Genomic DNA, 26,958 nt, shown 5'->3' with positions numbered 1-26,958 from the left:
TAGTTATATTTGCATATACTAAAAGATATTATGAAAAATAAATTCTTGTTAATAGGAATTGCCCTGGTAACCCTTACAGCATGCAAAACAGCTTCTACGCTGCAACTTGCGGATGTAAAGACCCAGAAAAATATTTCTATTAATAATGAGCTAAAAAATGATGAGGAGTTTGCAAAATTTATTGAGCCTTATAAGCAAAAACTGGATAAAGAAATGAACCAGAAGATCTCACACACGAATGCGGATCTTACAAAGCAGGGCGACAACAGCAATCTGGGCAATCTTTTAGCTGACTATACGTTTGAAGGAGGTAATGAATGGATAAAAACTCATCTTAAGCAGAATGTAGATGCTGCATTGATCAATATCGGAGGAATCCGTACCACTATCGGAAAGGGTGATATTTTACTTAAAAATATATTTGAAGTAATGCCTTTCGAAAATGAGGTGGTTATTGTGAAAATGAAAGGAGCCGATTTACAGGGACTTTTTGAGTATTATGCAAAAACGCAGGTCAACAATCCTGTTTCTCATTTATATATTGAGACCAATAACGGACAGGTAATCAAATCCCTGATCAACGGAAAAGCAGTAGATCCGGCTAAAGACTATTATATTGCTACTTCAGACTATCTTGCACTGGGAGGAGACAACATGAAATTCTTTGCAAAAGGAGAATCAATCTCAACAGGAATTAAAATGAGAGATCTGTTTATTGATTATTTTAAGAAGACTCCTGAAGTGGTAGTAAATTCAGATGTTCGTTTAAATTTTATCGGGAAGAAGTAATGGATAGAAAAAGTTTTTTAAAAGCAATAGGAGGCGGATCTTTGGCAATGGCTTTAGCTCCCAATATGATGATGGCGGAAGAGTTGAAAATTCTTGATTTAAAATCCGCAAATAAACTGACTATTCTTCATACCAATGACCAGCATAGCAGAATAGAACCTTTCGATGCAAGCTATACAAAAAATCCTAATCAGGGAGGTTTTGCAAGAAGGGCAAACTTAATTCAGCAGATCAGAAATCAGGAAAGCAATGTACTGCTTCTTGATTCAGGAGATATTTTCCAGGGAACTCCTTACTTCAATTTCTTCGGAGGAGAACTGGAGTTTAAATTAATGTCCATGATGAAATATGATGCCTCTACCATGGGAAATCATGATTTTGATAATGGCCTTGATGGATTTTTAAAAGTACTTCCCAATGCGAAGTTTCCTTTTATTTGTTCCAATTATGATTTTAAAAATACGATTCTTGACGGGAAAACTTCTCCGTATAAGATCTTCAACAAGAATGGAATTAAAGTAGGAATTTTCGGAGTGGGAATTCAACTGGACGGCCTTGTAGGTAAAAAACAGTATGGAGAAACCGTTTATTCCAATCCCATTGACGTAGCACAGCATTATTCAAATTATCTGAAAAAAGAGCAGAAATGTGACCTGGTAATTTGTCTTTCACACATCGGTTATGATTATAAAGATGAACCGAATAAAATAAGTGATAAAATTTTAGCGGCCAATACAGAGAATATTGATATTATCCTGGGCGGCCATACTCATACATTTTTACCGGAACCTCAATCTTATACCAACAGACAGGGCAAAAACGTACTTGTCAATCAGGTAGGATGGGCAGGTCTTCTTTTGGGTAGAATAGATTTTTATTTTGATACAAACAAAAACGTACAGCATATTTCCTGGAACAATCAGGCAATAGACAGCAGCATAACCGCATAATATGAAAAAACTCTCTATAATTTCTCTTGGTATTTTAGCATCCCTGCAGTTTACAAAAGCGCAGGTCATTTCATCGAAAAAATGGGCTGATGTATTTTCCTATAACAAAGTCTTAGCTATGAAAGAAGACAATGGGAAAATCATTGCAGCTACAGAAAACGGAATATTCTATTATACAATATCAACAGGAGAAATTACGAAGTTATCCAAGGCCAATGGCCTTCATAATATTGGAATAACAGCCTTCGATTACAACCCACAGACTAAAACAGGACTTATTGGGTATGAAAACGGCTCCATGGATGTTATCACTCCACAGGAAATCAAATATATTGTTGATATTCCTATTGCTACCGGCTATAACGGAAATAAAAAAATCAATCATATTTCCATTACCGGAAATCAGGCTGTCATTTCTGTAGGCTATGGACTTTCCATATTTAATCTGAACAATAAAGAATTCGGAGATTCTGCGTTTTTCCTGACTGGCGGGGTGTATGAAGCAAGTAATGAAGCAACCATATTCGGGAATAAGGTATACTCTGTAACCAATACAGGATTGAAGAGCCATCAGTTGAATACTACCTTCCCGGTATATTCTACATGGACAACGGAAGCTCCCGGAGCATTCAAGCATATAGATTCAGAATCTGAGCTTGTATATTCATCAGCTACAGCGGCCTATTTTTACAACAACGGTACTCCGACTCAGCTTCCTACGAACTTTGATAATATTCGTGATATCGTTGTTACATCTAATAATATTATAGTTACTGACAACAGAGTGTATACCTACGGAATAAACGGGGTATCACAAAATGCGGTAAGCCTTGGAGAAGAATGCAACACTGCAATAACAGCTGGTGGAAAAATTTTTGGAGGAACCGTATTATCAGGGATCAAGGATGAAAGTAATAATACTTTCAAACCATCAGGCCCTTACTACAATTTTGCCTATAATATTAATCTTTTCGATAATAATCAGCTTCTGGTTTCCTCTGGTGCCAGAGCAAATAATTACAACCACCCGTCCATTATTCCACAAGAACCGGGATTTTATTATTTCAACGGTACGGATTGGATTTATCCTTCTTTTTTCAATAAAAGTAATCCAAATCGTCCAGTCTTTGTCAACGTATTGGATGCTATTATAAGTCCTTATAACAGTAATGAAGTTCTCTTTACTAACTATACAATGTTGGATAATGGGGTTTACAGAATGAAATATAATGCCACAAGCAAAGATTTTGATCTGGTAAAGTATTATAATCTCGGTGCACAGCCTTACTACAGACGTCCGGTAGGATTGACTACAGATACTCAGAACAATCTTTTTGTTTCCTTCGGATTTAATGACGGAAACCCTTCCATGGGAATCTATGATAAAGCCGCTGATGATTTTATCATCAAGAAAATAGTTCTTGCCAGTGATGGTATACAAAAGGCCGTTTTCCATGAAAATATGCTGTGGACTCCGCTACCGAGATCTAACAACTTTTGGGTATATGACTATAAAAATGCAACCAACCTTTCTGATGATACAGATTATATTCTGGGTTCTTCTAATGGATTTAATAGTTCAGGAGGAATCTTATCTGTAGCATTTGATAAGTCCGGAGATGCATGGATCGGTACAGACGGAGGTTTAAGGATTATGCCTAATGCTGCATCTGAGATAAAAAATGCACAGCCGGAAGTAGAACCTATAGTCATAGAACAAAACGGACTGGGTGAAGAGCTTTTCAGGGAATCAGCTATTCTTCAGATCGCAGTAGACGAAGGAAATTACAAATGGGTTTCCATTGATGGTGGTGGTGTATATTACCTTTCTGCTGACGGCCAGAAAACAATAAAACATTTTACTAAAGAAAATTCACCTCTTCCTACAAACAGTGTTACAGATATAAAAGTTGATAAGAAAACCGGGAAAGTATATTTTGTAACATATAATGGTATTGTAACATATCAGGGTGATGTTGCTGATGTAACTTCCAATTTCGGTGATGTTGTAGTATATCCTAACCCTGTTGTATATTCTAATTTTAAAGGAAAAGTTACCCTTAAGGGTCTTGCAGAAAAAACGAATATAAGAATTGTAGATGCAGCAGGAAATGTTGTACACTCTGCAGTAGCAAGAGGAGGTTATTATGAATGGGATCTTAATAATCAGAAAGGGGTAAGAGTAGCATCAGGAATGTACTTTGTCCTGATGACCAATGAAGATGGGTCAGATAAAGCTACAGCCAAAATAGGAGTAGTCAATTAATTAATGAATTCACAAAACGGTTTTTTACTTTCGTTTATAAAATATGGAGAAAATGATGCTGTATTGCATTGTTTTACTGAAGAAGAGGGTTTTCAAAGCTATTTTCTGAAAGGAATTTATGCTAAAAAGAACAAAAAGAAAGCCCTGCTGCTGCCCCTGAGCCATCTGAATTTTTCAATACAACCTCTCCGTGGCAATGGTATACCAACTGTTTCAAAGTTTGAACTGGTAAAAAATAATGACATTTATACAGATATAAAAGTCAATACCGTTATTTTCTTTATTTCAGATTTCCTGAGTCATATCCTTAAATATGAGGATAAAAATATTCCTATCTATACCGGCATAAATCATTTTATCAATGAACTAACGAACAGGAATTATCAGGCACATCTGCTCTTTTTACTGGCTGTTTTAAAAATTCAGGGAGTTGCTCCACTGTTGGGTGACGGTAAGTTTTTAGATCCGGAAACCGGAACTTTTTCCTTAGGAATCTGTCATCAGCAATTCAATGAAGAAATTTCTACATTATGGAAAGAAGCACTTTGTGCTGAAAATCTATATGCTACAAAAATCCACTCTTCATTAAGAAAAGATTTTCTGGACAGCCTTCTGATATATTATCATTATCATATCACAGACTTCAAAACACCTGCCTCATTGGAAATTATCCAGCAGATATTTGAATAGGCCGATTTCTGATGGGTAGTATTGTTTTATGATTCTTTTGTTTTTTCAATATCTGCAGGCATTTCAGTTTCAGATTCGGCAATTTCTTTTTTGGAGAATCTTGGCTGTAAGATCTTGGCAATAAGTCCCGTCCAGCCTGTCTGGTGGGAAGCTCCTACTCCACGTCCGTTGTCCCCATGAAAATATTCGTAGAACAGGATATAATCTTTAAAGTCCGGATCCGTCTGAAATCTTTCATACTGCCCGTGGACAGGTCTTTTCCCTTTTTCATCCTTTAAAAAAATCTTTGCAAGCCGTTTGTTTAAAGCATCCGCTATCTGATCAAGGTTTAAATAGTTTCCACTCCCTGTAGGATATTCCACTAAAAAATCGGGACTATAGTAGAAGAAAAAGCGCTGAAGACTATCGATAATCAAAAAATTAATAGGAAACCACACCGGACCGCGCCAATTGCTGTTCCCTCCGAAAAGCCCGCTGTCACTTTCTGCGGGAGTATATTTCACACTATAATCCGTTTCATTCAGTGTTAAAGTATAAGGATTATTTTCATACTCTTTTGATAACGCTCTTACTCCATAATCACTTAAAAATTCATCCGGATTCAGCATTCTGTTTAATAATCTTTTCAAACGGTGTCCCCGAAGCAAAGACAAAAGGTGTTTGGAATCCTGGCCTTTGACTTCCCACCTTGAAACCAGAGAAGCCAGTTCCGGTTTATTATCCAGTACCCATTTCATTCTTTTCTTAAAATTGGGCAGGTTTTCAATCATTTCATCATCTATAACCTCAACGGCAAACATCGGGATCAATCCTACAATGGTTCTTAATCTTAAATACATATGCGTTCCGTCATTAGAAGCTATGGCATCATAGAAAAACTCATCTTGTTCATCCCACAAACTGAATTCTTCCTCACCCATATTATCCAGTGAATTGGCAATAGCCAGGAAATGTTCAAAAAACTTCATCGCCATTTCTTCATACACATTATTGTAAAGAGCCAGTTCCAAAGCAATCCGCATCATATTCAGGGCAAACATGGCCATCCAGCTCGTCCCGTCCGACTGTTCCAGCTGCTCTCCGTTTGGCAAAACAGCATTCCGGTCGAAAACCCCAATATTATCAAGTCCTAAGAAACCTCCTTCAAATATGTTATTGCCATTGGTATCTTTTTTATTGACCCACCACGTAAAGTTCATTAACAGTTTCTGAAAAGCACTTTCCAGAAATTCCAGATCGGGTTTGTCATTTAAATATTCATCAATTTTAAATACTCTGAAAACGGCCCAGGCATGTACCGGAGGATTCACGTCACTCAAGTTCCATTCGTAGGCGGGAAGCTGTCCGTTTGGATGCATATACCATTCAAACAGGAAAAGTTTCAGCTGATGCTTTGCAAAATCAGGATCTATCAAGGAAAAGCTGATGGTATGAAATGCCAGATCCCAGGTGGCATACCACGGATATTCCCATTTATCCGGCATGGAAATAATATGTTCGTTATTAAGATGCTTCCAGTCGTAATTTCTTATTTTTTTCCGCGACTGTGGAGGAGGCATTTCAGCAGGATCACCTTTCAGCCATTTTTCAACATTGTAGTGGTAAAACATTTTATTCCACAGCATCCCTGCAAAAGCCTGTCTTTGTACCAGCCTCTCATCTTCCGAAGCAATTCCTTTCTGGATTTCAGCATAAAATTCATCTGCTTCTTTCTGTCTTTGATTAAAAACAGTATCAAAATCACCGAACGGCTCTCGTAAGTCCTTATCCGATATTCTGAATTCAAATATTCTGGATTCCCCAGCTTTGAAATCTTCATCAATAAAAAAAGAAGCTTTGGTTCCTACATTCTTCGGGTTCACAGATTGAGAGTTACCCGTCATTACAAAATTATTGATCCCGTCTTTGCAGAACTTTAATTCATTTTGCGACTGGTAAAGTCTTTCATTATTGGTTTCATTATTACAAAACAGTGTTTTTAAGGATTGTTTTGCATATACATTTTTGATGTCAATATCCTGATGATTTACTTTAATCCGGTCTGCATCTTCAGCATACAATTTGGGTTGATAGTCATCATAGCCCCACTTCCAGGTGTTTCTGAACCAAACCGTAGGCAATATTACAAGGGATGCTTCTTTTTCAGATTTGTTGACAACCGTTAGTCTGACTAGAATATCATTCTGACTTTCTTTTGCATATTCAATAAAAATGTCAAAGTATTCATTGTTATCAAAAATTCCGGTATCAATCAATTCATATTCCGTTTCATCCTTACTTCTTGAAGCATTTGTTTTTATGAGATCTTCATAGGGAAAAATAGTATGGGGATATTTATACAGCATTTTCATATAAGAATGGGTAGGTGTAGAATCCAGGTAATAAAAATATTCCTTTACATCTTCACCGTGATTTCCCTGTCCGTTGGTCAATCCAAAGAACCGTTCTTTCACCATTTTATCTTTTTTATTCCAGAATCCGACAGAGAATACAAGCTTCTGAAGGTCATCACAGATTCCGCATATGCCTTCCTCACCCCAACGGTATGTTTTGGCTTCCGCAGTATCATGACTGGTATAATTCCAGGCATCTCCGTTTTCACTGTAATCTTCACGAACAAGCCCCCATTCCCGGTTACTTACATAAGGACCCCATTTTTTCCATGAAATATCTGAAATTCTCTGTTTTTCTGACATAAGCGATAATTATGAGTAATGAATAATAAGCAATGAGTCATATCTGATCTCGTTTGAAGCTATGAGAACAACCTCAAAACTATAAACTTTAAACCTTGAACTTCTTAACCTCCTGTAGAAAAACTCTCAAACGTAGTCATTCCACCATCAACGAAGATGCTGGTTCCGGTAATATAATCAGCAAGATCACTGGCCAGAAAAGCGGCTAAATTTCCAATATCCTGAGGCTGTCCGATTCTGTTATAAGGAATAAGGGTAAGAAGAGAATTCAGTGCTTCAGGAGTATTCCAGGCATTTTGATTAATAGGAGTCTGAATAGCTCCCGGGCAAATAGAATTGACCCTGATTTTATCTGCACCATATTCCTGAGCAAGAGTTTGCATCAACATTCTGATGGCTCCTTTGCTTGATGCGTAGTTGGCATGTCCGGCCCACGGAATAATTTCGTGTACAGAACTGATATGAATAATCTTCCCACATGCAATGGAACGTGAAGGGTCTATTCCCCGCCTTAGAAACTCTTTAATGGCTTCTCTGGCACATAGAAACTGTCCCGTAAGATTGACCCCTATGACAGCATTCCACTGATCGATGTTCATTTCAGTGAATTTCGCATCTTTTTGAATACCCGCATTATTCACCAGAATATCTACAGTTTGAAATTCAGAAACAACATCCTGAAACATTTTGACCACCTGATCTTCTTTGGATACATCACATGCATAGGTTACTCCTTTTCCTCCGGCATCAGTGATTTCTTTCAAAACAGCTTTGGCTTCTTCTGCAGACCTTTCCGAAGAATGGTTGACAATGATTGTCGCTCCTGCTGCAGCTAATGATTTTGCAATTCCTGAACCTATTCCGCTGGAGGCACCTGTAACCACAGCTACCTGATTTTGAAGTGATATTTCCATGTTTTGTAATTTGATGTTACTCAAAGTTATGGAAAGATATCAGCAGATAAAAAATTATGATTTTAAAATTTTATTAAAGTTTTTTGTACATCAGATATTGAGGACCGCTTCTTCCTATTCTGGTTTTACCGTCAAAAATATATCCTGACTGAAGATAAATATGGTATGCGGAATCATTTTTCTGATTTACTGCCAGTACAATTTCGTTACAATCTCCAAAGTGGGTTTTTACAAAATTTCCTACTTCCAGCATAGCCATTTTTCCTATTCCTTTCCCCTGCATCTGAGGATTTACAGATAAAGAACGCAGTAAAACTGATGTTTTATCATCGGTAAGTTCAAATTTATCTTTCCCGAAATCAAGTACAAAAAACCCGACAGGCAGCTCATTTTCAAATATCGTTATCGGAAATGCGTCGTCATCATCCCGTTCGTTGATACTTTGCAAAGCCTGTTGAGCTGTCGCAGTAAATTGCATCTGGTTTTCATCCAAAGCATAACTGACTCCGGAAAGATCTTCTGGTTTAAAGAATTCTAAATGTATCATAGTCTTAATGATGGTAAATATCTTCATACATTACTCCCGCACGGATTTCCACAGGAAGTTTATTCTCCTCAGGAACAACAGGGCAATTGTAATCGTAAGCATTATAGGCACAAAAAGGATGATAGGACTGATTGAAATCAAGCACAATCGTATTTCGTTTCGGTATCTTTAAATCCATATATTTTCCTCCTCCATAGGTTTCTTTTTCATTGGTAGCATCACGAAACGGAAGAAAAAGATAGTCTTTATATTTATCTTGCTTGATTAAAGCCAGGCTTTGATATAAGGTAACCGTATAGGGTTTATCATCCAGCATAAATGTAGCTTTTCCATATTCCTGATACGTCTTTGTTTTTCCTGAAGAAGTAGGAAGTTCAAAGGGTTTAGTATCTTTTGATTTAACAAATTTTGCGGTTACTCTGTATTTAGCATCAAAAGGAAAGAAAGGGTGACCTTTAAAGTTTTTAAAGTTATCTCCCCTTAATGGAGTCTCTTTCGGATTCAGATATTCAGCATTGAGTTCTTTCTGAAATTTCTGAACATCTTTCTCTTCCTTTGAAACTGTTTTCTGAGAAAAAGCCCATAATGGAAGGAGTAAAAAGAGTACTATATATTTTTTCATGTATGTAAAATTATAACCAAAACTATGAATTTTCGGAACAACAAAAGTTAAAATTCTGATAAAAAAACATAATCTGTTTTAAATAAAATAAGCACCAGCTGATCTAGCATACTTTTTGGAAAGCAAAGCTCATGGACAGAAAAAATTTCATCAGGACCAGTGCATTGGCTATATCAGGTTTCTATTTTCTTCAATCTGAATTATTCCGGGCTGAGGAAAGAAAAAACAGCCAGATAAAAGAAAATACTGATGTTCCTATTGTGATCATTGGCAGCGGGTACGGAGGAGCTGTATCTGCATTACGTCTTTGTGAAGCCGGAAAAAAAGTAGTGATGCTTGAAATGGGTCTTAACTGGGAGAAAGCAGGAATTCCGTTTTCCAATCTGCTGAAACCTGGGAAAAGTTCGGCCTGGCTGAAAAAGAAAAGCATTGCCCCTTTCATGAATATTTTTTCTCTGACTCCTTTTACCGGGATATTGGACCGTCTGGATTTTGAACATATCAATATCTGGGTAGGAAGAGGCGTTGGCGGAGGTTCTCTGGTGAATGGCGGAATGGCTGTTACTCCCAAAGAAAGTTATTTCAAAGAAGTTTTTCCTGATCTTGATCCTGAAAGGTTTTACAATCATTATTTTCCTCTGGTACGGGAAGAACTCAAAGTAAATGTGATTGATGAACAGTTTCTGAAAGACTGCCCATATTATAAATTCACGCGGGTAGGTGAAGAAGAGGCTCATAAAGCAGGTTTTAAAACCATGAGAGTTCCGAATGTGTATGATTTTAAGTATATGGAAAAAGAGTTCCGGAATGAAGTCCCCCGTTCTGCTCTTAATACCGAAGTGATCTATGGCAACAATTATGGGAAAAATAGTTTGGATAAAACCTATCTCAGAAAAGCACTGGAAACCGGCAATTTGGAAATCCTCGACCTTCATCATGTCCAAACGATACAACTTAATGATGATAAAAGCTATACATTAAATGTCCGCCAGATTGATACATCAGGTATCCTGGCTGCTGACAAAGTTTTCCACTGTAAAAAGCTGATTCTTTCTGCAGGAACAATGGGAACTTTACAGCTTCTGTTACAATCTCATGCAGAAAATAATTTCCCCCTCCATGAAAAGATCGGAAAAAAATGGGGAAACAATGGGAATTTTATGACCGGAAGAAACTGGGTACAACCTTTGTCTGGCGGTACAGGAGCCAAGCAATCTACTATTCCGGTAGGCGGAATTGACAACTGGGAAGATCCGGAACATCCGTTTTTCACAGAAATTGCCCCCTTACCGATGGGAATGGATGTTGCTACCGCTTTATATCTGCTCATCAACAGAGTCGATAAAAAAGGAGAAGTTGCATACAATAAAGCCAGCCAATCCCTGACTTTGAACTGGGACGAAAGCAATACCGTCAAAATGAAAGAAAATGCCCAATATTTTATCCGGAAAATAAATAAAGCCAATGGCGGAACGAGAAGCCACCTGCTTTTCAATAATGGTTTTGGAGCTGATATCTGTTATCATCCGCTTGGAGGATGTGTTTTGGGTGAAGCTACCAACGAATTTGGAAAATTAAAAAATCATGAAAACCTGTATGTTCTGGATGGATCACTAATTCCCGGAACCATTGGTGTCAATCCGTTTGTAACCATTACTGCCATTGCAGAATACTGTATTGAAAACCTCATCAAACAAAATGAATTTGCCTGAAATCAGGGCATTGATTGTATTTCTGTAAGATAATTGCGGATATCATCTTCCAGTTTTACCGGATAGATAAAATGAAGTTTTTCTGCCAGAGAAGTTCCCAGTTCATGTACCAGATCGGCACAGGCAAGCAAAGCTTTCCAGTTTTCTTCAATATCATTTCCTGAGAATGTAGCTTCCACTTTATTCCATAATTCCGGGGATAAATATTGTTTGAAAAGTCTTCCATGCTTATTGGTCGTAATATTATTCCAGTTATGATTCGCGGCAATATACCATTCAATCAAAGGAACAAGATAATCAGTACGCAGGACATTTTCAGACATAAATTTGGAATAAAAAATATCACCGCGTTTAAGGCATTTTGCCACATAAGTTGTATCCCACCAGAAATCATTGAACAGCTGTTGAAATTCTTTTTCCGTAGGCTTATGGATCATGACAGACTGATAGGTTGGAGGTTTCAGGTTTTTAGTCAGATTATCTTTATCCAGTAAAACTTTATACCCTACATCCCAATCTTCGGGAAGATTTTCTTCATTGATTTCTTTACTAAATTCTGACACCTGATACAGCTTAAAATCAACCTTCACATGGTCTTTATACAAAACCATTTTCATGGCATGTTTTCCCTCAAAAACACTGTCAGCTTCTTCAATCATAGAAATAGGTTCACCAAAAAGCCTGATCCATTCATTTCCTGATTCATAAGATGCCCTGTTTTCAAAAACAAGTTCTACATCCAGATCACTTAAATCATCTACGGGAGCATAAGGGTTTACCAATGAACTGGTCAGAAGAACAGCACGGATATCGGGATTGTTTTCAGCCCAATGAATAATCTGTTTCAATTTTTCTTCCCTTATTTTCATCTTTATTAGGATTCTGAGATTTTTACCCGATACACATCGGAAGAATTTCTTTTGATTGATTCTACAAAAAAGCCGCCTTCTTCAGGAATTACTTCTTTTAAATCAAAACTTTTACAATCTTTCGGAAGCCCGGAAAAGATCAACGTAAACCAAAAATCTTTCATAAAAGGAACCGCTGTCCAATAGGGAGAAATTGAAATATTTTCCGCATGAATCAATTTGCTTCTATGCTCAGACTGGTTGTCAAAAAGATAGGTCGAGTGCCAGATTCTGATCAGGTTTCCTAAAAACGGTGATGCCGGAAAACAACAATGTACAATCACCTGTTTCTCCTCTTCCGTTTTTGCCTTAAGAGATTCCAGGATTTCCTTTGCAATAACAGGTTTTACAATTACTTCTTCCACCTTTTATAAATAATGAGTGATGAACAATGGGTAGCAGTGTCTACTCCCATTGTTCATTATTGATGTTAATATTCTAATTCTAATTTTTCTTTTGTATAATTTCTCACCTCATTGGTCAGGTCAGGATTTTCAGCCAGTTTTTGTCCATAAGAAGGAACCATTTCAAGCAGTTTTCCTTTCCATTCGCCATGTAATTTTTCCGGGAAACATTTTTCCAGTACATTCAACATGGCATATACTGCTGTAGACGCACCTGGTGAAGCTCCCAGCAGAGAAGCAATGGTCCCGCTCTTATTCACAACTACTTCAGTTCCGAATTCCAGTTTTCCCCCTTCTTTTTCATCTTTTTTGATGACCTGAACTCTCTGACCTGCTACTTTCAATTCCCAGTCATCTTCTTTGGCATCCTTAACAAATTCTCTTAAATGCTGCATTCTTTGAGATTTCGTCATTGCAACTTGCTGGATCAGGTATTTCGTCAGAGGAATATTATGCCACCATGCTCCAAAAAGGGATTTCAGATTTTTGGTGTTTACACTTTCAGGAAGGTCAAGATAGCTTCCTTCTCTCAGGAATTTGGTGGAGAACCCAGCAAAAGGTCCGAAAAGAAGAGCTTTCTTACCATCAATAATTCTAAGATCAAGGTGTGGAACAGACATTGGAGGAGCATCTACTGTAGCCTGAGTATATACTTTAGCCTGGTGCTTTTCCACCAATTCCTGGTTATGGCTTACCAGCCACTGTCCGGAAACCGGGAAACCTCCGTAACCTTCACTTTCTTTAATATCTGAACTGTCTAATAACGGAAGTGCATACCCTCCGGCACCAATGAAAACAAAGTCTGCCACCACTTCCTGTTTGTGGCTGTTGATTCTGTCTTTCACCTTCATTTCCCACTTTCCGTCTTCTCTTGCATCAATATCTTTCACTTCGTGGTATAAGAAAACCTCAACATTGGAATCTTCCAGAAGATGTCTTCCCATTTTTCTTGTCAGTGTTCCGAAGTTCACATCCGTCCCCATATCCATCTTCGTTGCAGCCATTACTTCAGACTGATTTCTTTTGCTCATTACCAAAGGAATCCACTCTCTCAGTTTCTCATGATCTTTAGAAAATTCCATTCCTGAGAAAAGAACAGATTCGGCCATTTTATCGTGGCGTTTTTTAAGATATTCAGCATCTTTTTCTCCGAATACCAGACTCATATGCGGGCAGGAATTGATAAATTCTTTAGGCTCATGAATATAGCCTTTGGTGAGCAGATAGGCCCAGAATTGTTTTGAAATTTCAAACTGTTCTGCAATGCTCTCTGCTTTGGAGATATCAATAGACCCGTCTGGTTTTTCCGGGGTATAATTTAGCTCACAAAATGCGGAGTGCCCTGTTCCGGCGTTGTTCCATGCTGCTGTACTTTCTTTGGCAAATCTTCCAAGTCTTTCAAAGATTGCAATTTCAAGATTTGGATCAAATTCATGAAGCAGCGTTGCTAAAGTGGCGCTCATGATTCCGCCGCCTATCAGTACAACGTCATATTTAGGTTTCGGTGTTCTGCTTGTAAGCGATTGTGACATAATTTAAAATTTTACTTCAAATTTCGTGAAAAGTTTTAAAAACTGGACCGCGTTTAACGATTTTAACACGTTATTTTTTACAGCAAAAACACTTCTTGAGTACGCAACAAAAAGCTATGGAAAATTTCAATAAAACATCATTGAAATGATTGATAATATCAGATCATTATAATCTCTTGGATCATCAAAATGAACAAAAAAACTTAAGCATTGAAATACTTAAGTTTTTTTGTTCATTTTATGTTACAAACAAGGTTTTAGCAATAAAGCCTTGTTATTTTAATTCAATTTTGCAGTCAGTTTTTTAAACTGTTTTTCAGCATTTTTACCTTCATAAAGAATAGCGTAAACAGTATCTATAATTGGAAGTTTAAGATTTTTCTGTTTTGCTGTTTTATAAATAGAATCTGCTGCATAGTATCCTTCCGCCACCATATTCATAGACTGAATGGCAGATCTCACGGTATATCCTTTTCCGATAAGATTCCCCAGGTTTCTGTTTCTTGAGAAAAGTGAATAAGCAGTCACCAGAAGGTCACCCAGATAAGCACTTTCATTCACATCTCTTGGTGCTTCATAGATGGCTTCCAGGAATGTTTCCATTTCACGGATTGCATTTGAAACAAAAACAGCCGTGAAGTTATCTCCATATCCTAAACCACTTGCGATTCCTGCTCCGATTGCAAAAATATTTTTAAGAATCGCACTGTATTCATTTCCTAAAATATCTTTACTTGTTTGTACTTTGATAAAATCTGAACTGAAAATACCTTCAAGTTTTTCAGCCGTTTCATCTTCTACTGTCGCAATGGTAAGATAAGAAAGTCTTTCCATCGCTACCTCTTCTGCATGACAAGGCCCTGCAATAACCGCCTGATTTCTGAACCCGATTTTAAATTCATCACGCAGATAATGCGCTACCACATCATTTACTTTAGGAATAATCCCTTTAATTGCAGAGATAAAGATCTTATCTGAATAATCACAGGTCATCTTGTCCAGTGTATCAGACAGGTAGATGGACGGAGTTGCCAGCACAATAACGTCACAGGCAGAAACCAGTTCATTGATATCTGTTGTTAATTTTAAGCTTTTCAGATTAAAGTGGGCAGCTGTAAGATAAGTCGGGTTATGTCCGCGGAGCTCAATGGCTCCTTTTACAAATTCACTTCTTACACACCAGTGTACAACCTTACAGTTTTCAACAAGCATTTTTACGATAGCGGTTGCAAAACTTCCGCTCCCTACAACTCCTACAGAAATATCCTTTTTATTCTTTTTTGGATTCGAAGATTCTGAAATAATTTTCTTTTTAGCCATAATTGGAATGTGAACTGCAAAGATATTAAAACAAAGACGTAACAAAGGCTTTGAAACTATGATAAACGCCATTTTCTGAAAAAATTAACACTTCAACACAATTAAACAGCTAATTAACCGTTAAATACAGAAAAAACTGAATTTTAATTAAAAATAACCCACAAAGCTTATTTTTAATTAAATTTGCAGCTTCAAAACCGTTTTAAATTTATTAAGAGAAGAAATATGAAAAAATTTCTAAGCAGCAAGAAGAACGTAAACATTCTCCTGGGAGGACTTTTACTAGTAGTTTTTGCACAAGGTGTCTTCATTGCGAAGCTCTTTTCTGAAAGAGACGACAAAACCTACGAAGTCAATCTTGTAAAAATAAACACTGAAAAAGACAGTGTAGATTATCTAAAAATGAAAACTGATCTTACGCTCGTAGATCAGACAGTGGCTCAACTCAACTCTTTCCTGAAGTCCAAAGACATTACCAACGAAAAACTGATGATGCTCAACCAGGACAGTATTTCAAATTCTATTTATCTTTCCAAACAGGCAAACCGATACAGCCAATATCTGATGGATCTTCAGAAAAAGCTGATGCAGGTTCCGTTGGGTATGCCTACAGACGGGTATATTTCCTCTAATTTTGGAGTGAGAAAAAATCCGATTCCATTCAAAACTGTTTTTGCGTCGGTAAAAACAAGTGTTGCAACGGAAGCAAAACCGGCAGTAGCTGCAGCTCCAAAGCCTGAAGTAAAAGCTGAACCTGTTGAGAAAATTATAGAACTTACAGACAGTTATGGAAATAAAAGGGAAGTAAAAGTAATGGTTACTCCAAAAGCAGCTCCTGTAGCGTCAGCATCAGCTCCTTCTACAACAAAAGCTGTGGCAGGAACTACAACAACTAAAACTGCTGCTGAAAAAAACAACCCGCCTGCAGAAGCTGACCAGATGCAGTTCCACAAAGGACTGGACATTGCCGTTGCCTATGGTTCTGATGTAAGAGCTGCCGCTGCCGGAACAATTATTTTTTCCGGACAGAGAGGGGGCTATGGAAACTGTGTGATTGTTTCTCACGGAAATGGATTGGCTACACTCTACGGACACTTATCACAGCTTGTATCTAAAGTAAATGATAAAGTAAAGGTAGGTCAGGTAATTGCTAAATCCGGAAATTCAGGACGTTCTACAGGTCCTCATCTTCATTATGAAGTCCACAAAAACAATACTCCGATTAATCCGAAATTGTTTATGAATCTATAAAAAGAAAGGCTGCTCAGTATGAACAGCCTTTTTTATTTTGATATTACCCAGGTTCCGGATACGTTATGCGTATTTTATTCTTTATGGAAATTCAATGTTCAGCATTTTTTTAGTCTTTCTGTCAAATGCTACATTGATAAACGGGAAAACCTTATCTCTTTTGCTTACTTCTCTTATTAAGATCATCTGTCCCAGATTGGGATTATCCAGAAATTCAAATCCCTGAAACTGTATTTCTGTAATCGGGCCTAATTCAGAATCCATTCTTGAAATTGTTTCTTTGACTACTTCTTTTTTAGGCTTAAATTTTGGCTCAAACATTTCAAGAATTCCTTTATCATCTTTATTAATCAAAAATGAATTGATCTTATCAATTTCCGGGTATATATCTTTTACTTCCTGCAGTTCTTTTCGAGTGAATGATTTTGTAAAACTGGCTCCGTCTGATAAAAGTAATTTTGTTTTGATGACATCATATTCTCCAGGCTTTTGATTCTGAAAAACTATAAATGCAATATTGGCAGCATTGGATACAGCTCTTTGAGGCTGGCTATTGATCAGTTTACTGTCTTTAATCTCCACTTCAAAAAAATCACCGGATTTTCCATTCAGTGTTTGTACTCCTTTCATCGTTTCAACATAGCCTCCGTAAAACTTAAGAACTTCATTAACAGATTTTTTATCTTCGGAGGTTGTCGCCAGTTTACCACAGTTGAATAAAAACAGCAATAACAGAAAAGGCAGAATTTTAATTAATTTCATTGGTTATTATTTGATTTTAAAAATAAATTACAGATTCTCTTCTCTTTTTAAAGAAGGTTTTCTGCTAATCAAATATAACAAAAAGTACATGTAAAATTTACATGTACTTTTGATTCTTATCATTACTTCAAAATCTTAAGCGTTCCTTTCGGATGGGTAAATGTACCATCAGGACCTGCAATATTTGAATACACTATATTTTGATTATAATCCTGAATATGGGTTACGTTGAAGCCAAGATGTGGCTCATGCCAATACACCATAAAAACATTCTTCGCTACTTCTACAGCCGTATATTCTACAGTATCTGTACTGTTTTTTGAACTTCCGGCTGTTCCTGTAAACGTCATTGTTTTGTTATCTTTAAAATCAAGAAGGAATTTCACCGCTCCAAAATCAACTTCCACTTTATTCCTGATTGCCGGATAAGGTGATTTCAGATCCCAAGCCATTTCGCCAAAGAAAACTTTTGCTCCCATTTCCAGCTCATCTTTTCCATGAAGATCAGGATATTTTTTAACCATAAAATCTACAACAGCAGAAGATGTTTTGTTTTCAGTGACTGCTTGTTTATAGTTTTCCAAATAGCTTTTCACAAAATCAAGAGATTTTGGAATGGTAGAAAGTTCTGCAAAATGAGAAGGAACAACCTGCTCCGGCTTCAATGCTTTCATTGCATCAATCTGTCCTATCCATTGATCAATTGCTTTCACATTTTGTGTATCTGCCATCCAAAGGTGTGAGCCTATGGAAACCGAAATACCACCCGCAATGGTTTTGATGGAAGGAATCCAAAGAAAACTATGTGCCGGATCTTCCGGGTTTTGTCTGATTTCAATTTTGTTTCCTTCAAGATCAGGAATTGAAACAGCTGCTTCAGGAACAATAATTTCTGATGGAGCATCTGCTTTCAACTGTGGTTTCCATACTCCCATTTTATCATCTTTTGAAGCTGATATCAAATAGGCTGTCTGAGCTGTTGAGATAATCTTTGCATTAGGAAAAGCTTTTTTGATGACATCCAACCCGAAATAAAAATCAGGGTCGCTGTGAGAGATAAAAACTGTTTTCAGGTTCTTTCCTGTTGCTTTTATTTCTTTCACAAGCTGCTCTGCATATTGCTTCTGAAATTGAGCATCAACAAGTATGGCGTCTTTATCTCCATAAATAATGGTGGAAGTAATCGGGAAAATAGCTTTGGTTCCCGGATTATACACTTTTACTTTAAGGTTTCCGGCAAATATGCTGATAAATCCCAATAGCGTTAATATCGACAATAATTTCTTTTGTATCATTTCTGTTCTTTTATGTATTAATATGCAGCTGTAAAACGTTCTCTGATATGGTTGTTCTGTTCCAGTTCATCTACCAAAACTACGGCTACATCTTCTACAGACAGACGGCTTCTTCCGTTTTCATCAAATACCGGAGTTTCTAATGATGTTCTGTATTTTCCTGTTCTTTCTCCTACATTTGCCTGGTTCATTTCTACTGCAGGGCTGAAGAATGTCCAATCCAGCGTGTTGTTTTCTTTGATTTTGTTCAGATAATCTCTTGCTGCTGTAGCACCTGGCTTGTAAGCATCCGGAAAATCAGGTGTGTCTACGATTTGTATATTATCCGGAGTATAAAGGCTACCTGCTCCCCCTACTACGATAAGTCTTTTTACCCCGGACTGTTCTACTGCTTTTTGAATATTCTCAGAACCATTCAAAAAATCGTTATAAAGATTAGGATTCGTCCATCCTGCGTTGAAAGTACTGATGACAGCGTCGCTTCCTTTTAGTGCTTCAGCCAAGTCATCTACATTGTTTACATCAACGCTTTTTGCTGTTACATTTGCCTGTGATTTTACCTTAGATGCATCTCTTACCAATGCTTCTACAGCATATCCTCTGTCTGCTAATTCTGCTACTACGTGTGCACCTACAAATCCTGTTGCACCGATTACTGCTACTTTTTTCATAATGTTTATTTTTAAATTAAATTGTAATAAATTTTGTTACATTTAAGGTTAAAAAATTTTTACTCGAACTGGTCAGCGAATTCCTGTAATGACTTGTCTCCTAAAAATTTTACTACCAAATGATCTGTTTCTTCAAATAATGTATTTAAATGAACGTTAATTTCCTTTCCAACACTGCAGGCCGGATTAGGATTCTGATTTTTTTTACCCAATACTTCTGTATTTTTTACTGCTTTATAGATCTCCGAAATGGTGATCAGTTCCGCATTTTTGCCAAGCTGACTTCCTCCTTCTTTCCCTTGTCTGCTAATCATCAGACCTGCTTCTCTTAATACGCTGATCTCCTTTCGGATAATCACCGGATTCACATTGATACTACCGGCGATCCACTCGGAAGTAAGCCACTCCTGAGGGCTCTTCGCCAATAATGTCATGATATGTATTGCCGTAGCAAATCTTGTATTGTTCATTGTAATTACATTGCAAAGGTAAACATTTTTTCAAATGTAACAAATTTCATTACAGTTAATTTTTTCTTAAAGGATTAATTTATCCAAATCAAGCAGTAGATAATTGATATTCTGATTGATGGTACGGGTGGCTGACTGCATCTGATTGAGCATGGCAGCACGGTTATTGAGATCATCTGCTCTGTAAAATCCTCCATCGCTGAAGATCACAGACCTATCCGCAGCTTCTTTTACATCATCAAACTGATAATGAAGCCATCTCAACTTCATATTTCCTATGATAGAGTATTCTTCTTTGTTGGAAAATTTTTTCTCAGTATACATATACCAAATGAAAGGTGGGAAGTTTGGGGATTCCAGTTTTTCTTTCCAGATATCCCTCAAAAGATTTCTCTGGTGGATAAATTCTACTTTTTTTCCTTTGGGATTAAGGGTTGCCAAACCAAACCCTGCTCCTAAAATACCTCCTCCGATACCAATTGCATTATCCCAGCCGTCACTTTTTACAATTCCACCCGCAATGGATGAAGCTGCTCCGGCAATGATAGAATATAAAATCAGTTTATTATTTCTGGAGGCATTCAGATTATCTACATAGCTTCCAATCTGAGCCACTCTTTCTCCTTCACAGTCAAATTCTGCAGCTACAGCATCCAGCTCTGTTAAAGCAATGGTAATTCTGCTGTTGATTTTGGTTTTAAGCTGCAATATTTTCACCTGTGAGGTGAGGGAAGAATCTTTTTTAAGTTCGATGATTTTGTGTACATCATCAAGGTTTCCCAATGCATTTAATATTAACACACTCTGATCGGTAAACATTCCGCTGAGTTCTTTATTGGCAGTTAGAATAGAATCCGAATTATAAGACGGAAGCTTATTATTGTAATTGTATTTAAAAGGTGCCTTACAGTAGCTGTCCTTAAGGGTAAGAATATTCTGCTGGATTGCCTGGTTCTTTTTGGAAACACACGACACCAGTAAGCTAACCATAGCAATAAGGTAGAAGAGTTTTTTCATTCAGTCATATTTTTGTGTTGCCTGACGTATTGTAAAATAAATTTCTTCATTTTCACAATTCATCTATACGAATATAACACAAATAAAAAAATTTACCTGAAATCAGGTAAATTTTTAATTTATTTTTAAGAAGGATTATTTAATATCCAGTAATTCAACTTCAAAAACAAGCGTACTGTTTGGTCCGATTTCTTTGCTGATCTCCTGATCTCCATAAGCTAAATGCGGTGGAATGATCAGTCTCCATTTGCTCCCAACCGGCATCAGCTGAAGTGCTTCTGTCCACCCTGAGATCACTCTGTTTAAAGGGAAAGATGCAGGCGTACCTCTTTTTACTGAGCTATCGAATACTTTACCGGAAATAGTGGTTCCGTGATAGTGGCATTTTACAGTAGATTTAGGACCTGGTTTTGGACCGTCTCCTTCTGTGATAATTTCATACTGTAAGCCGCTTGGTAATTGCACAACGCTTTCTCTCTTACCATATTCTTCCATATATTCTTTACCCTCTTTCAGGTTCTTTTCTGCCAATTCTTTTTTACGTTTAAATAACATATCTGCTACTCCCATATTATAATTTTTTACAAAGATAAGGCTTTTTTAGGCTTGGAAGAGGGAAGCATGAGGATGGAAGATTAAAAATCCTGAGTATTTCCACATCAAACAATACGTTTTAATTTATTCTTATTTAAAACAATTTTACACTAATAATCAACAAGTTAAATAGTATATTGATCGAAATTCAGCAATCATATTGCCTTACATTTCTTTATTTAAAAGCATCTTTTCAACAAAGTTCAAATAATTGTAATACTTACTTAACACAGATTTCGAAACTTGGCGTTATAATTGGATTTTAAAAACTAAATGCCAAATCCATTAAAATATAATAAGAAGTTTGATGAACTGAATGAGGAGGAAAAAAAGCTTCTTGAAATCAATAAAAAAACAATTGCTGATTTTGTTGAGCAGTCCTCTTCCATCAGTGACGTCAATTATGCAACCCGAAACGCCCATGCTAAAACATATGCCGTAGCAAAGGGAACGTTCTGGATTGAACCTGATATCCCGGAATCACTGCATCCTTTTTTTGATAAGGAAAAATTCGATCTAACTATACGATTTTCCAATGCTCAGTTGAAAATTAAGAATTCAAAAAAAGATATTCCGGCGTATGGCTTTGCTGTACAAATCAAGGATGAGAACAGTGGATTACTTGCCAATTATCCATTGGTGAATTTTCCTTTGTTCCCTGTCAGTTCTGTTTCTACTTTTCTGAAATTGTTTACAGCAATTAATCGGGTTTATATGAAGCAATGGAGCAGTTTATTTTCTATGTTTGTTCAGCTGATCAAAACACTACCCTCTTTATTGACAGGCGATATGCTTCGTAATATGCTTATGCTTATTGGGAAAAGAAATGATTTTATCCTGTCCTTTGATTATTATTCTGTAGGAGCTTACCGACTGGGAGATCAGATCATTAAAATAAAGTTAAGTCCTCAATCTGTTGATAAAAATACAGGCAGGAAGCAGAAGATCAAAGATTCTTTGACAAACTATCTTCAAACTCATGATTTCACTGCAGATGTTATGATACAGATTTGTTATGATTTAAAAGATCAACCGGTCAACAAACTGAATGTTGAATGGAAAAATTCTCCATTTATTAAAATTGGTGAAGTCAGAATCAACAAAGATTCCTTATTGGATTCTCGCAATTGCACGAATGAGCTTCTTTCATTCAATCCTTTTGAAAGTAAAATGTTCTTCCAGCCCGTAGGGAAAATACAGAAACTGCGTGATGAGGCTTATAAAATTTCTTTGCAAACTCGAAGAAAGATTAACAAACTGCTGCATGGGAAAAACAGTTAAAATAATGATGAATTATAAATGATGAGTTATGAATTTTTGAATGCAAAACAAAGATTTTATCTAAAAAAGAGCATTTCTTGGAAGTGTCATTCTGAACGAAATGAAATGTAGTGAAGAATCTCACATCATTGTTTATCATTAAGATTCTTCCTTCGTCAGAATGACAAAAACCAAATAATTTGAGTTTTGAGATAATTTCTTATTATTTTATCTGAACTTTCGATCTTCTTCGTTGATAGCCAAATCATTGATACTTGCATATCTTTTCGCCATCAGCCCATTTTCATCAAACTCCCAGTTCTCGTTTCCATACGCCCTGAACCAGTTTCCATCTTTGGCCTGATATTCATATTCAAAGCGAACAGCAATGCGATTATCCGTGTGTGCCCAATATTCTTTTTTAAGCTTATAATGAAGTTCTTTATCCCATTTCTTTTGAAGAAATGCTACAATCTCTTCTCTACCATTCACAAAGGTATCTCTGTTTCTCCATTCGCTGTTGATAGTATATGCTTTGGAAACTTTTTCAGGGTTCTGACTGTTCCAGGCATCTTCAGCCAATTGAATTTTTTCCAATGCCGTTTCAAGAGTGAAAGGCGGAAGCGGGTGTTTTTGTTCCATGATTTATTGTATTAAATTGGTAACTATTTTTTTTGATTTTTCAATTAATTCATTGGATTTGAAAAGCTGGCTTTCTATGATACTGCTCTCAAAAAGCATATAAACATGGTCGGATAGTTCATCATCATCTATCAATTCTGAAAAATAGTTTCTGAGATCAACTTTATGGGACTGAATGACACTCAGAATTTTAATATTATCCATTGGGATTTCTGATAAAATATTCAGGAAACTGCATCCCCGAAAGTTTTCCTTTTTATTCATATAGACCAGAAAATCGAAAGCTTTGGTAGTTTTAGATTTTGAATCTTGTTCTTTTGCTAAGAAGTTATGGAGTTCATTGAACCAATATTCATGTCTTACCTTCAGAAATTCTACACACAGGTCTTCTTTGGATTTAAAATACTGATAAAAGCTTGCCTTGGCAACTTCTGCTTCTGAAATAATCTGATTGATTCCGGTAGAATTATAGCCTTGTCTTGCGAACAATTGAAATGTGGTTTCTATAATTCTTTCTCTTGGGGATTTCATATGCTTTTCTTTTCTGGAACAAATGTATGAAAAAAAACAATATACAGACCAGTCTGTCTATTTTTATTTTTTAAATATTTCTTTTATTTTGTTGGAAACGCAAAGGCGCTAAAGTTTTTATAAGAATGTGTCAAGGCGCAAAGATTTTATCTTCGATAAAATTGAATACCGCTAATAATATGGCTTTGAATAATGCGAATAATTAATATAAGTAATTATCCTTGCTGAAAATCTTTGATTTTCTTGCGTCTTAAAAGCAGCATAATTTTTATCTTCTTTGCGCCTTTGCGTTCTTCCAACAAAAAAGCCTCCAGAATTGAATTCCGGAGGCTTTTTATATATATTTTTAAATAAAATTATTTTTCTTCTAATTCTTCTTTCTTCTCTTCTTCTTTTTCAGGGAAGATGATGGATAAAAGAACAGAGATCACTAATACTCCTCCTACAATTCCTAAAGAAACCGGAGACGTAATATGAATCCATGGTGCAATAAGCATTTTAACTCCAATAAAGGAAAGGATAATCGCCAATCCATAAGGAAGTTTGCTGAACATGTGGATAAAGTTCGCTAACAGGAAATATAATGATCTTAATCCTAAAATCGCAAAGATATTCGATGTATAAAGGATGAAAGGGTCATTAGAAATCGCAAAAATAGCCGGAATAGAGTCTACCGCGAAAAGAACGTCAGTAAATTCGATAACCCCTACTACCACTAAAAGAGGAGTTGCCATTTTGATTCCATTCTGAATGGTGAAGAATTTATCTCCGTCATAGTTGTCAGAAACTTTCCAGAAACTCTTGATCAGTCTTGCTCCTGCTGTATTGCTGTAATCTTCGTCGTCATCGTCGCCACCGTCGCCCCATGATTTGATACCCGCATACACAAGAAATAATCCGAACAGTGCCATAACGATATTGATTTGTACAGCTTTACCAAAAATATTCATTTCAGGAAGATAAGTCAGATTGATCAATCCTACTCCTGCAAAGATGAATATAGCCCTGAAGATCAATGCACCGATGATTCCCCAGAAAAGAACCTTGTGATGAAGGTATTTCGGAACTTTGAAGAAACCGAAAACAAGGATAAATACAAATAAATTATCTACAGACAAGGCTTTTTCAATCCAATAGGCGGCCTGATACTGTGTAAATTTTTCTATTGCCAAAGCATGGCTTTCAGGGCTTCCATCGGTATTGAATACCCAATACACCACTCCTGAAAAAACCATTGAAAGCGAAATCCACACGATAGACCATATGGTAGCTTCTTTGGAAGAGACTTCATGACTTTTTTTATTAAATACCCCTAAGTCCAGGAGCAGCATGATAACGACTGTTATTGCAAATCCCCACACCAGACCTGGGTGCAGTTCTAAAATACTTTGATGTTCCACGTGAGTTATGTTATTATATGATAAAAGCAATAGATGTACAGAGTACAAATATTGCTATTTTATTTATCTTTTGATTTACAATTGATTATAGATAATTCATCTGTACCGTCTGGATCGTCTGCTCCAGCTTTTTGTCTGCTGTAGGATCTCCGATAGCGTTGAATTTCCATTCTCCGTTTCTCTTATAGAAAACACCCATTACCATGGCAACATGTCCGTTGAAAGAAGCATCATTTGCAATATCATATTTTGCAAACACTTCTCTCACATTGGTAGGTGTTCCTTCATAAATACGGATAGAAGCAAAAGGAATTGTTCCGAAGTCCTGGCCTCTATAGCTGTTCAGTACCAGTGCTACGTGCTCTACATTCGGCTCCAGCTGGCTGAAATCTACTGTGATCACCTCGTTATCCAATCCGTCATCTCCGTTTACGTCACCGGTAAGATCATCTCCGCTGTGTTTTACAGATCCGTTTCTGGATTTAAGATTTCCAAAATAGATTACTTCAGTAACGTTTTTGTTTGAATCATATAAAATACAGCTTCCGTCTAAGTCTACTGCTTCTTTTTTAGTTCCAAAAAATCCTTTCTTTTCAATTGCTCCCCAGTTGATTCCTACACAAGCTTGGGAAAGCTCAGCTCCATTTTCTTTTTTAAGGTTAATTCTCTGACCTTTTTGTAAGTTGATAGCCATCTTTTTATGTTTAGTTGTTATTTACATTTTGCAAAAAAGCGAATCTTCTTTGCTTTTCAAATTTCGTCTTAGTTATTATTTAAATTCAAATTAAGCATTGCCCGCAGAATATTTGTTTCTTCGTCAAAATCAAATATTTTGCTCATAATATCTATATTTTCCAGGTTTTTGATATAGTCTTTCAAAACACCTTCCACTTCTGCCGGTAAAGTACGTTTTCTTTCGTTCATACTATGTTCCAGCTGTTCATTTTTGCTTCTCAACTGATCAATAATGGAACTCTGATTAGATTGATTTTCAGAAATATCCAGCTTGTCCAGTTCTTTGTCAAAAAGATACAATTTCTTTTCGTCAACACTGAAAATAAAATGATCATCAGACTGAAAGATTTTGAAAAGTTCATAATCATGGGTTCCTATGAGGTAACCACATACAAAACGGACTTTAAACCCTTGTATATTAAGCCTTCCCAACAGTTTTCTTTCAATGGAGTAATCTTTATACTGATATGCGGGAAATGAATCGGATTTCAGCAGTGTTTCATCTGCTTCCGCTCTATAAAATTCCTGAGCATATTTTTTATGAAAGTATAATACATTATCCCAATTGGCCGTAAAACTATCTTCCGTAAGATCTTTATACAAAGTTTTCAGATGCTGGGAAAATACACCGCTGTACATTTTCCTGTCGGTCTGAAAGCTATCTACCCGTCTTTCTTCAAAACCTGAAATATATTTACTGTTGATGTTAATTTCATTGATGACCGCCAGCATATCATTTTCCTTCTGCTTTTTAATTTTAGTCAGAAGCTCTATGAGACTGTCTGTATACTGCAGGTGAAAAAGTTCCAGTTTATTGTAATCTAAAGCTGTATTTTCCTGAAACAGATTGTGGATAATATCTGTTTTGATATAGATTGATATGATATCAATATGTTCAAAAAAATTAGCAAGAAGCTTAAGCTTTGTTAATCTTCTTTTGCTTTGCGACAATATGGTTGCTGCATCATCCCCCACCTTAG

General features: G+C 36.5%; 26 protein-coding genes. 7 read left to right on the top strand and 19 right to left on the bottom strand.

Annotated features, from left to right (window positions below):
• The first annotated feature begins 30 nt into the window (after nt 1-30).
• From KYG33_RS19065 to recO, 4 genes are read left to right on the top strand one after another with little or no spacing between them, the layout of a single operon-like run.
• The gene (locus tag KYG33_RS19065; protein WP_219072245.1) at nt 31-789 is read left to right on the top strand and encodes a 5'-nucleotidase C-terminal domain-containing protein; all 759 of its coding nucleotides are present in this window, start codon (nt 31-33) and stop codon (nt 787-789) included.
• Nucleotides 789-1,739, top strand: coding sequence for a bifunctional metallophosphatase/5'-nucleotidase (locus tag KYG33_RS19060; RefSeq protein WP_077413958.1), 951 nt, complete (start codon nt 789-791; stop codon nt 1,737-1,739). The genes KYG33_RS19065 and KYG33_RS19060 overlap by 1 nt, the downstream gene beginning before the upstream one ends.
• Nucleotide 1,740: 1 nt before the next feature.
• Nucleotides 1,741-4,005 (top strand): hypothetical protein, encoded by a 2,265-nt coding sequence (locus KYG33_RS19055; RefSeq protein WP_077413957.1) that lies wholly within the window; start codon nt 1,741-1,743, stop codon nt 4,003-4,005.
• A 3-nt stretch (nt 4,006-4,008) separates the two neighbouring features.
• Entirely contained in the window at nt 4,009-4,695 is a 687-nt protein-coding gene (gene recO / locus KYG33_RS19050; RefSeq protein ID WP_077413956.1) for a DNA repair protein RecO, read from the top strand.
• 26 nt (nt 4,696-4,721) lie between these two features.
• Here the strand turns inward: recO and KYG33_RS19045 are convergent, their stop codons facing one another.
• The 4 genes from KYG33_RS19045 to KYG33_RS19030 all read right to left on the bottom strand — a co-directional run bounded on the left by KYG33_RS19045 (nt 4,722) and on the right by KYG33_RS19030 (nt 9,474).
• Nucleotides 4,722-7,391 carry an MGH1-like glycoside hydrolase domain-containing protein gene (locus tag KYG33_RS19045; protein WP_077413955.1) on the bottom strand — a complete coding sequence of 890 codons (2,670 nt, stop codon included), beginning with the start codon at nt 7,389-7,391 and terminating at the stop codon, nt 4,722-4,724.
• 104 nt (nt 7,392-7,495) lie between these two features.
• Nucleotides 7,496-8,305, bottom strand: a complete 810-nt coding sequence (locus KYG33_RS19040) for a glucose 1-dehydrogenase (RefSeq protein WP_077413954.1) — start codon at nt 8,303-8,305, stop codon at nt 7,496-7,498.
• 73 nt (nt 8,306-8,378) lie between these two features.
• A complete protein-coding gene (locus tag KYG33_RS19035; protein WP_232539058.1) occupies nt 8,379-8,852 on the bottom strand; it encodes a GNAT family N-acetyltransferase in 474 nt (157 codons plus the stop codon).
• Between the two features lie 4 nt (nt 8,853-8,856).
• Nucleotides 8,857-9,474, bottom strand: a complete 618-nt coding sequence (locus tag KYG33_RS19030) for a DUF1684 domain-containing protein (protein WP_077413952.1) — start codon at nt 9,472-9,474, stop codon at nt 8,857-8,859.
• Between the two features lie 131 nt (nt 9,475-9,605).
• Here KYG33_RS19030 and KYG33_RS19025 point away from each other — a divergent pair, with 131 nt between their 5' ends.
• A complete protein-coding gene (locus tag KYG33_RS19025) occupies nt 9,606-11,186 on the top strand; it encodes a GMC family oxidoreductase N-terminal domain-containing protein (RefSeq protein WP_219072244.1) in 1,581 nt (526 codons plus the stop codon).
• Between the two features lie 2 nt (nt 11,187-11,188).
• Here the strand turns inward: KYG33_RS19025 and KYG33_RS19020 are convergent, their stop codons facing one another.
• The 4 genes from KYG33_RS19020 to KYG33_RS19005 form a co-directional block, all read right to left on the bottom strand.
• Entirely contained in the window at nt 11,189-12,055 is an 867-nt protein-coding gene (locus KYG33_RS19020) for an AadS family aminoglycoside 6-adenylyltransferase (RefSeq protein WP_219072243.1), read from the bottom strand.
• A gap of 5 nt (nt 12,056-12,060) precedes the next feature.
• A complete protein-coding gene (locus KYG33_RS19015) occupies nt 12,061-12,459 on the bottom strand; it encodes a hypothetical protein (protein WP_047382319.1) in 399 nt (132 codons plus the stop codon).
• 65 nt (nt 12,460-12,524) lie between these two features.
• Entirely contained in the window at nt 12,525-14,030 is a 1,506-nt protein-coding gene (mqo, locus tag KYG33_RS19010; protein ID WP_077413949.1) for a malate dehydrogenase (quinone), read from the bottom strand.
• Nucleotides 14,031-14,309: 279 nt separating this feature from the next.
• Nucleotides 14,310-15,350, bottom strand: a complete 1,041-nt coding sequence (locus KYG33_RS19005) for an NAD(P)H-dependent glycerol-3-phosphate dehydrogenase (RefSeq protein WP_180565195.1) — start codon at nt 15,348-15,350, stop codon at nt 14,310-14,312.
• Nucleotides 15,351-15,575: 225 nt separating this feature from the next.
• On the opposite strand from KYG33_RS19005, the gene KYG33_RS19000 reads away from it, so the two are divergent.
• Entirely contained in the window at nt 15,576-16,601 is a 1,026-nt protein-coding gene (locus tag KYG33_RS19000) for a M23 family metallopeptidase (RefSeq protein ID WP_180565194.1), read from the top strand.
• Between the two features lie 81 nt (nt 16,602-16,682).
• Here the strand turns inward: KYG33_RS19000 and KYG33_RS18995 are convergent, their stop codons facing one another.
• From KYG33_RS18995 to KYG33_RS18970, 6 genes are all read right to left on the bottom strand, one after another.
• Entirely contained in the window at nt 16,683-17,363 is a 681-nt protein-coding gene (locus KYG33_RS18995; protein WP_180565193.1) for a hypothetical protein, read from the bottom strand.
• Between the two features lie 122 nt (nt 17,364-17,485).
• The gene (locus KYG33_RS18990) at nt 17,486-18,658 is read right to left on the bottom strand and encodes an MBL fold metallo-hydrolase (RefSeq protein WP_219072242.1); all 1,173 of its coding nucleotides are present in this window, start codon (nt 18,656-18,658) and stop codon (nt 17,486-17,488) included.
• 17 nt (nt 18,659-18,675) lie between these two features.
• Nucleotides 18,676-19,329 carry an NAD(P)-dependent oxidoreductase gene (locus KYG33_RS18985; protein WP_219072241.1) on the bottom strand — a complete coding sequence of 218 codons (654 nt, stop codon included), beginning with the start codon at nt 19,327-19,329 and terminating at the stop codon, nt 18,676-18,678.
• A gap of 59 nt (nt 19,330-19,388) precedes the next feature.
• A complete protein-coding gene (locus KYG33_RS18980) occupies nt 19,389-19,799 on the bottom strand; it encodes an Rrf2 family transcriptional regulator (RefSeq protein ID WP_077413945.1) in 411 nt (136 codons plus the stop codon).
• Between the two features lie 66 nt (nt 19,800-19,865).
• Nucleotides 19,866-20,816, bottom strand: coding sequence for a hypothetical protein (locus KYG33_RS18975; RefSeq protein WP_180565190.1), 951 nt, complete (start codon nt 20,814-20,816; stop codon nt 19,866-19,868).
• 135 nt (nt 20,817-20,951) lie between these two features.
• Nucleotides 20,952-21,386, bottom strand: coding sequence for an FKBP-type peptidyl-prolyl cis-trans isomerase (locus tag KYG33_RS18970; RefSeq protein WP_077413943.1), 435 nt, complete (start codon nt 21,384-21,386; stop codon nt 20,952-20,954).
• Nucleotides 21,387-21,683: 297 nt separating this feature from the next.
• Between KYG33_RS18970 and KYG33_RS18965 the strand changes: the two genes are divergently transcribed.
• Nucleotides 21,684-22,691 (top strand): catalase, encoded by a 1,008-nt coding sequence (locus KYG33_RS18965; RefSeq protein ID WP_180565189.1) that lies wholly within the window; start codon nt 21,684-21,686, stop codon nt 22,689-22,691.
• 207 nt (nt 22,692-22,898) lie between these two features.
• Here the strand turns inward: KYG33_RS18965 and KYG33_RS18960 are convergent, their stop codons facing one another.
• The 5 genes from KYG33_RS18960 to KYG33_RS18940 form a co-directional block, all read right to left on the bottom strand.
• Nucleotides 22,899-23,312, bottom strand: coding sequence for a nuclear transport factor 2 family protein (locus tag KYG33_RS18960; RefSeq protein ID WP_219072240.1), 414 nt, complete (start codon nt 23,310-23,312; stop codon nt 22,899-22,901).
• A gap of 3 nt (nt 23,313-23,315) precedes the next feature.
• Nucleotides 23,316-23,843: a TetR/AcrR family transcriptional regulator gene (locus KYG33_RS18955; protein ID WP_219072239.1), complete on the bottom strand. Its 528-nt coding sequence runs from the start codon at nt 23,841-23,843 to the stop codon at nt 23,316-23,318.
• Between the two features lie 356 nt (nt 23,844-24,199).
• The gene (locus KYG33_RS18950) at nt 24,200-25,243 is read right to left on the bottom strand and encodes a TerC/Alx family metal homeostasis membrane protein (protein ID WP_047382297.1); all 1,044 of its coding nucleotides are present in this window, start codon (nt 25,241-25,243) and stop codon (nt 24,200-24,202) included.
• Nucleotides 25,244-25,328: 85 nt separating this feature from the next.
• Nucleotides 25,329-25,937: a TerD family protein gene (locus KYG33_RS18945; protein ID WP_077413939.1), complete on the bottom strand. Its 609-nt coding sequence runs from the start codon at nt 25,935-25,937 to the stop codon at nt 25,329-25,331.
• A 68-nt stretch (nt 25,938-26,005) separates the two neighbouring features.
• Nucleotides 26,006-26,953 carry a hypothetical protein gene (locus KYG33_RS18940; RefSeq protein ID WP_077413938.1) on the bottom strand — a complete coding sequence of 316 codons (948 nt, stop codon included), beginning with the start codon at nt 26,951-26,953 and terminating at the stop codon, nt 26,006-26,008.
• Nucleotides 26,954-26,958: the final 5 nt, after the last annotated feature.

The sequence above is a fragment of the Chryseobacterium sp. D764 genome, from assembly GCF_019317325.1.
Classification (GTDB): Bacteria; Bacteroidota; Bacteroidia; order Flavobacteriales; family Weeksellaceae; genus Chryseobacterium.
This window is presented reverse-complemented; position numbering and strand designations above follow the sequence as displayed.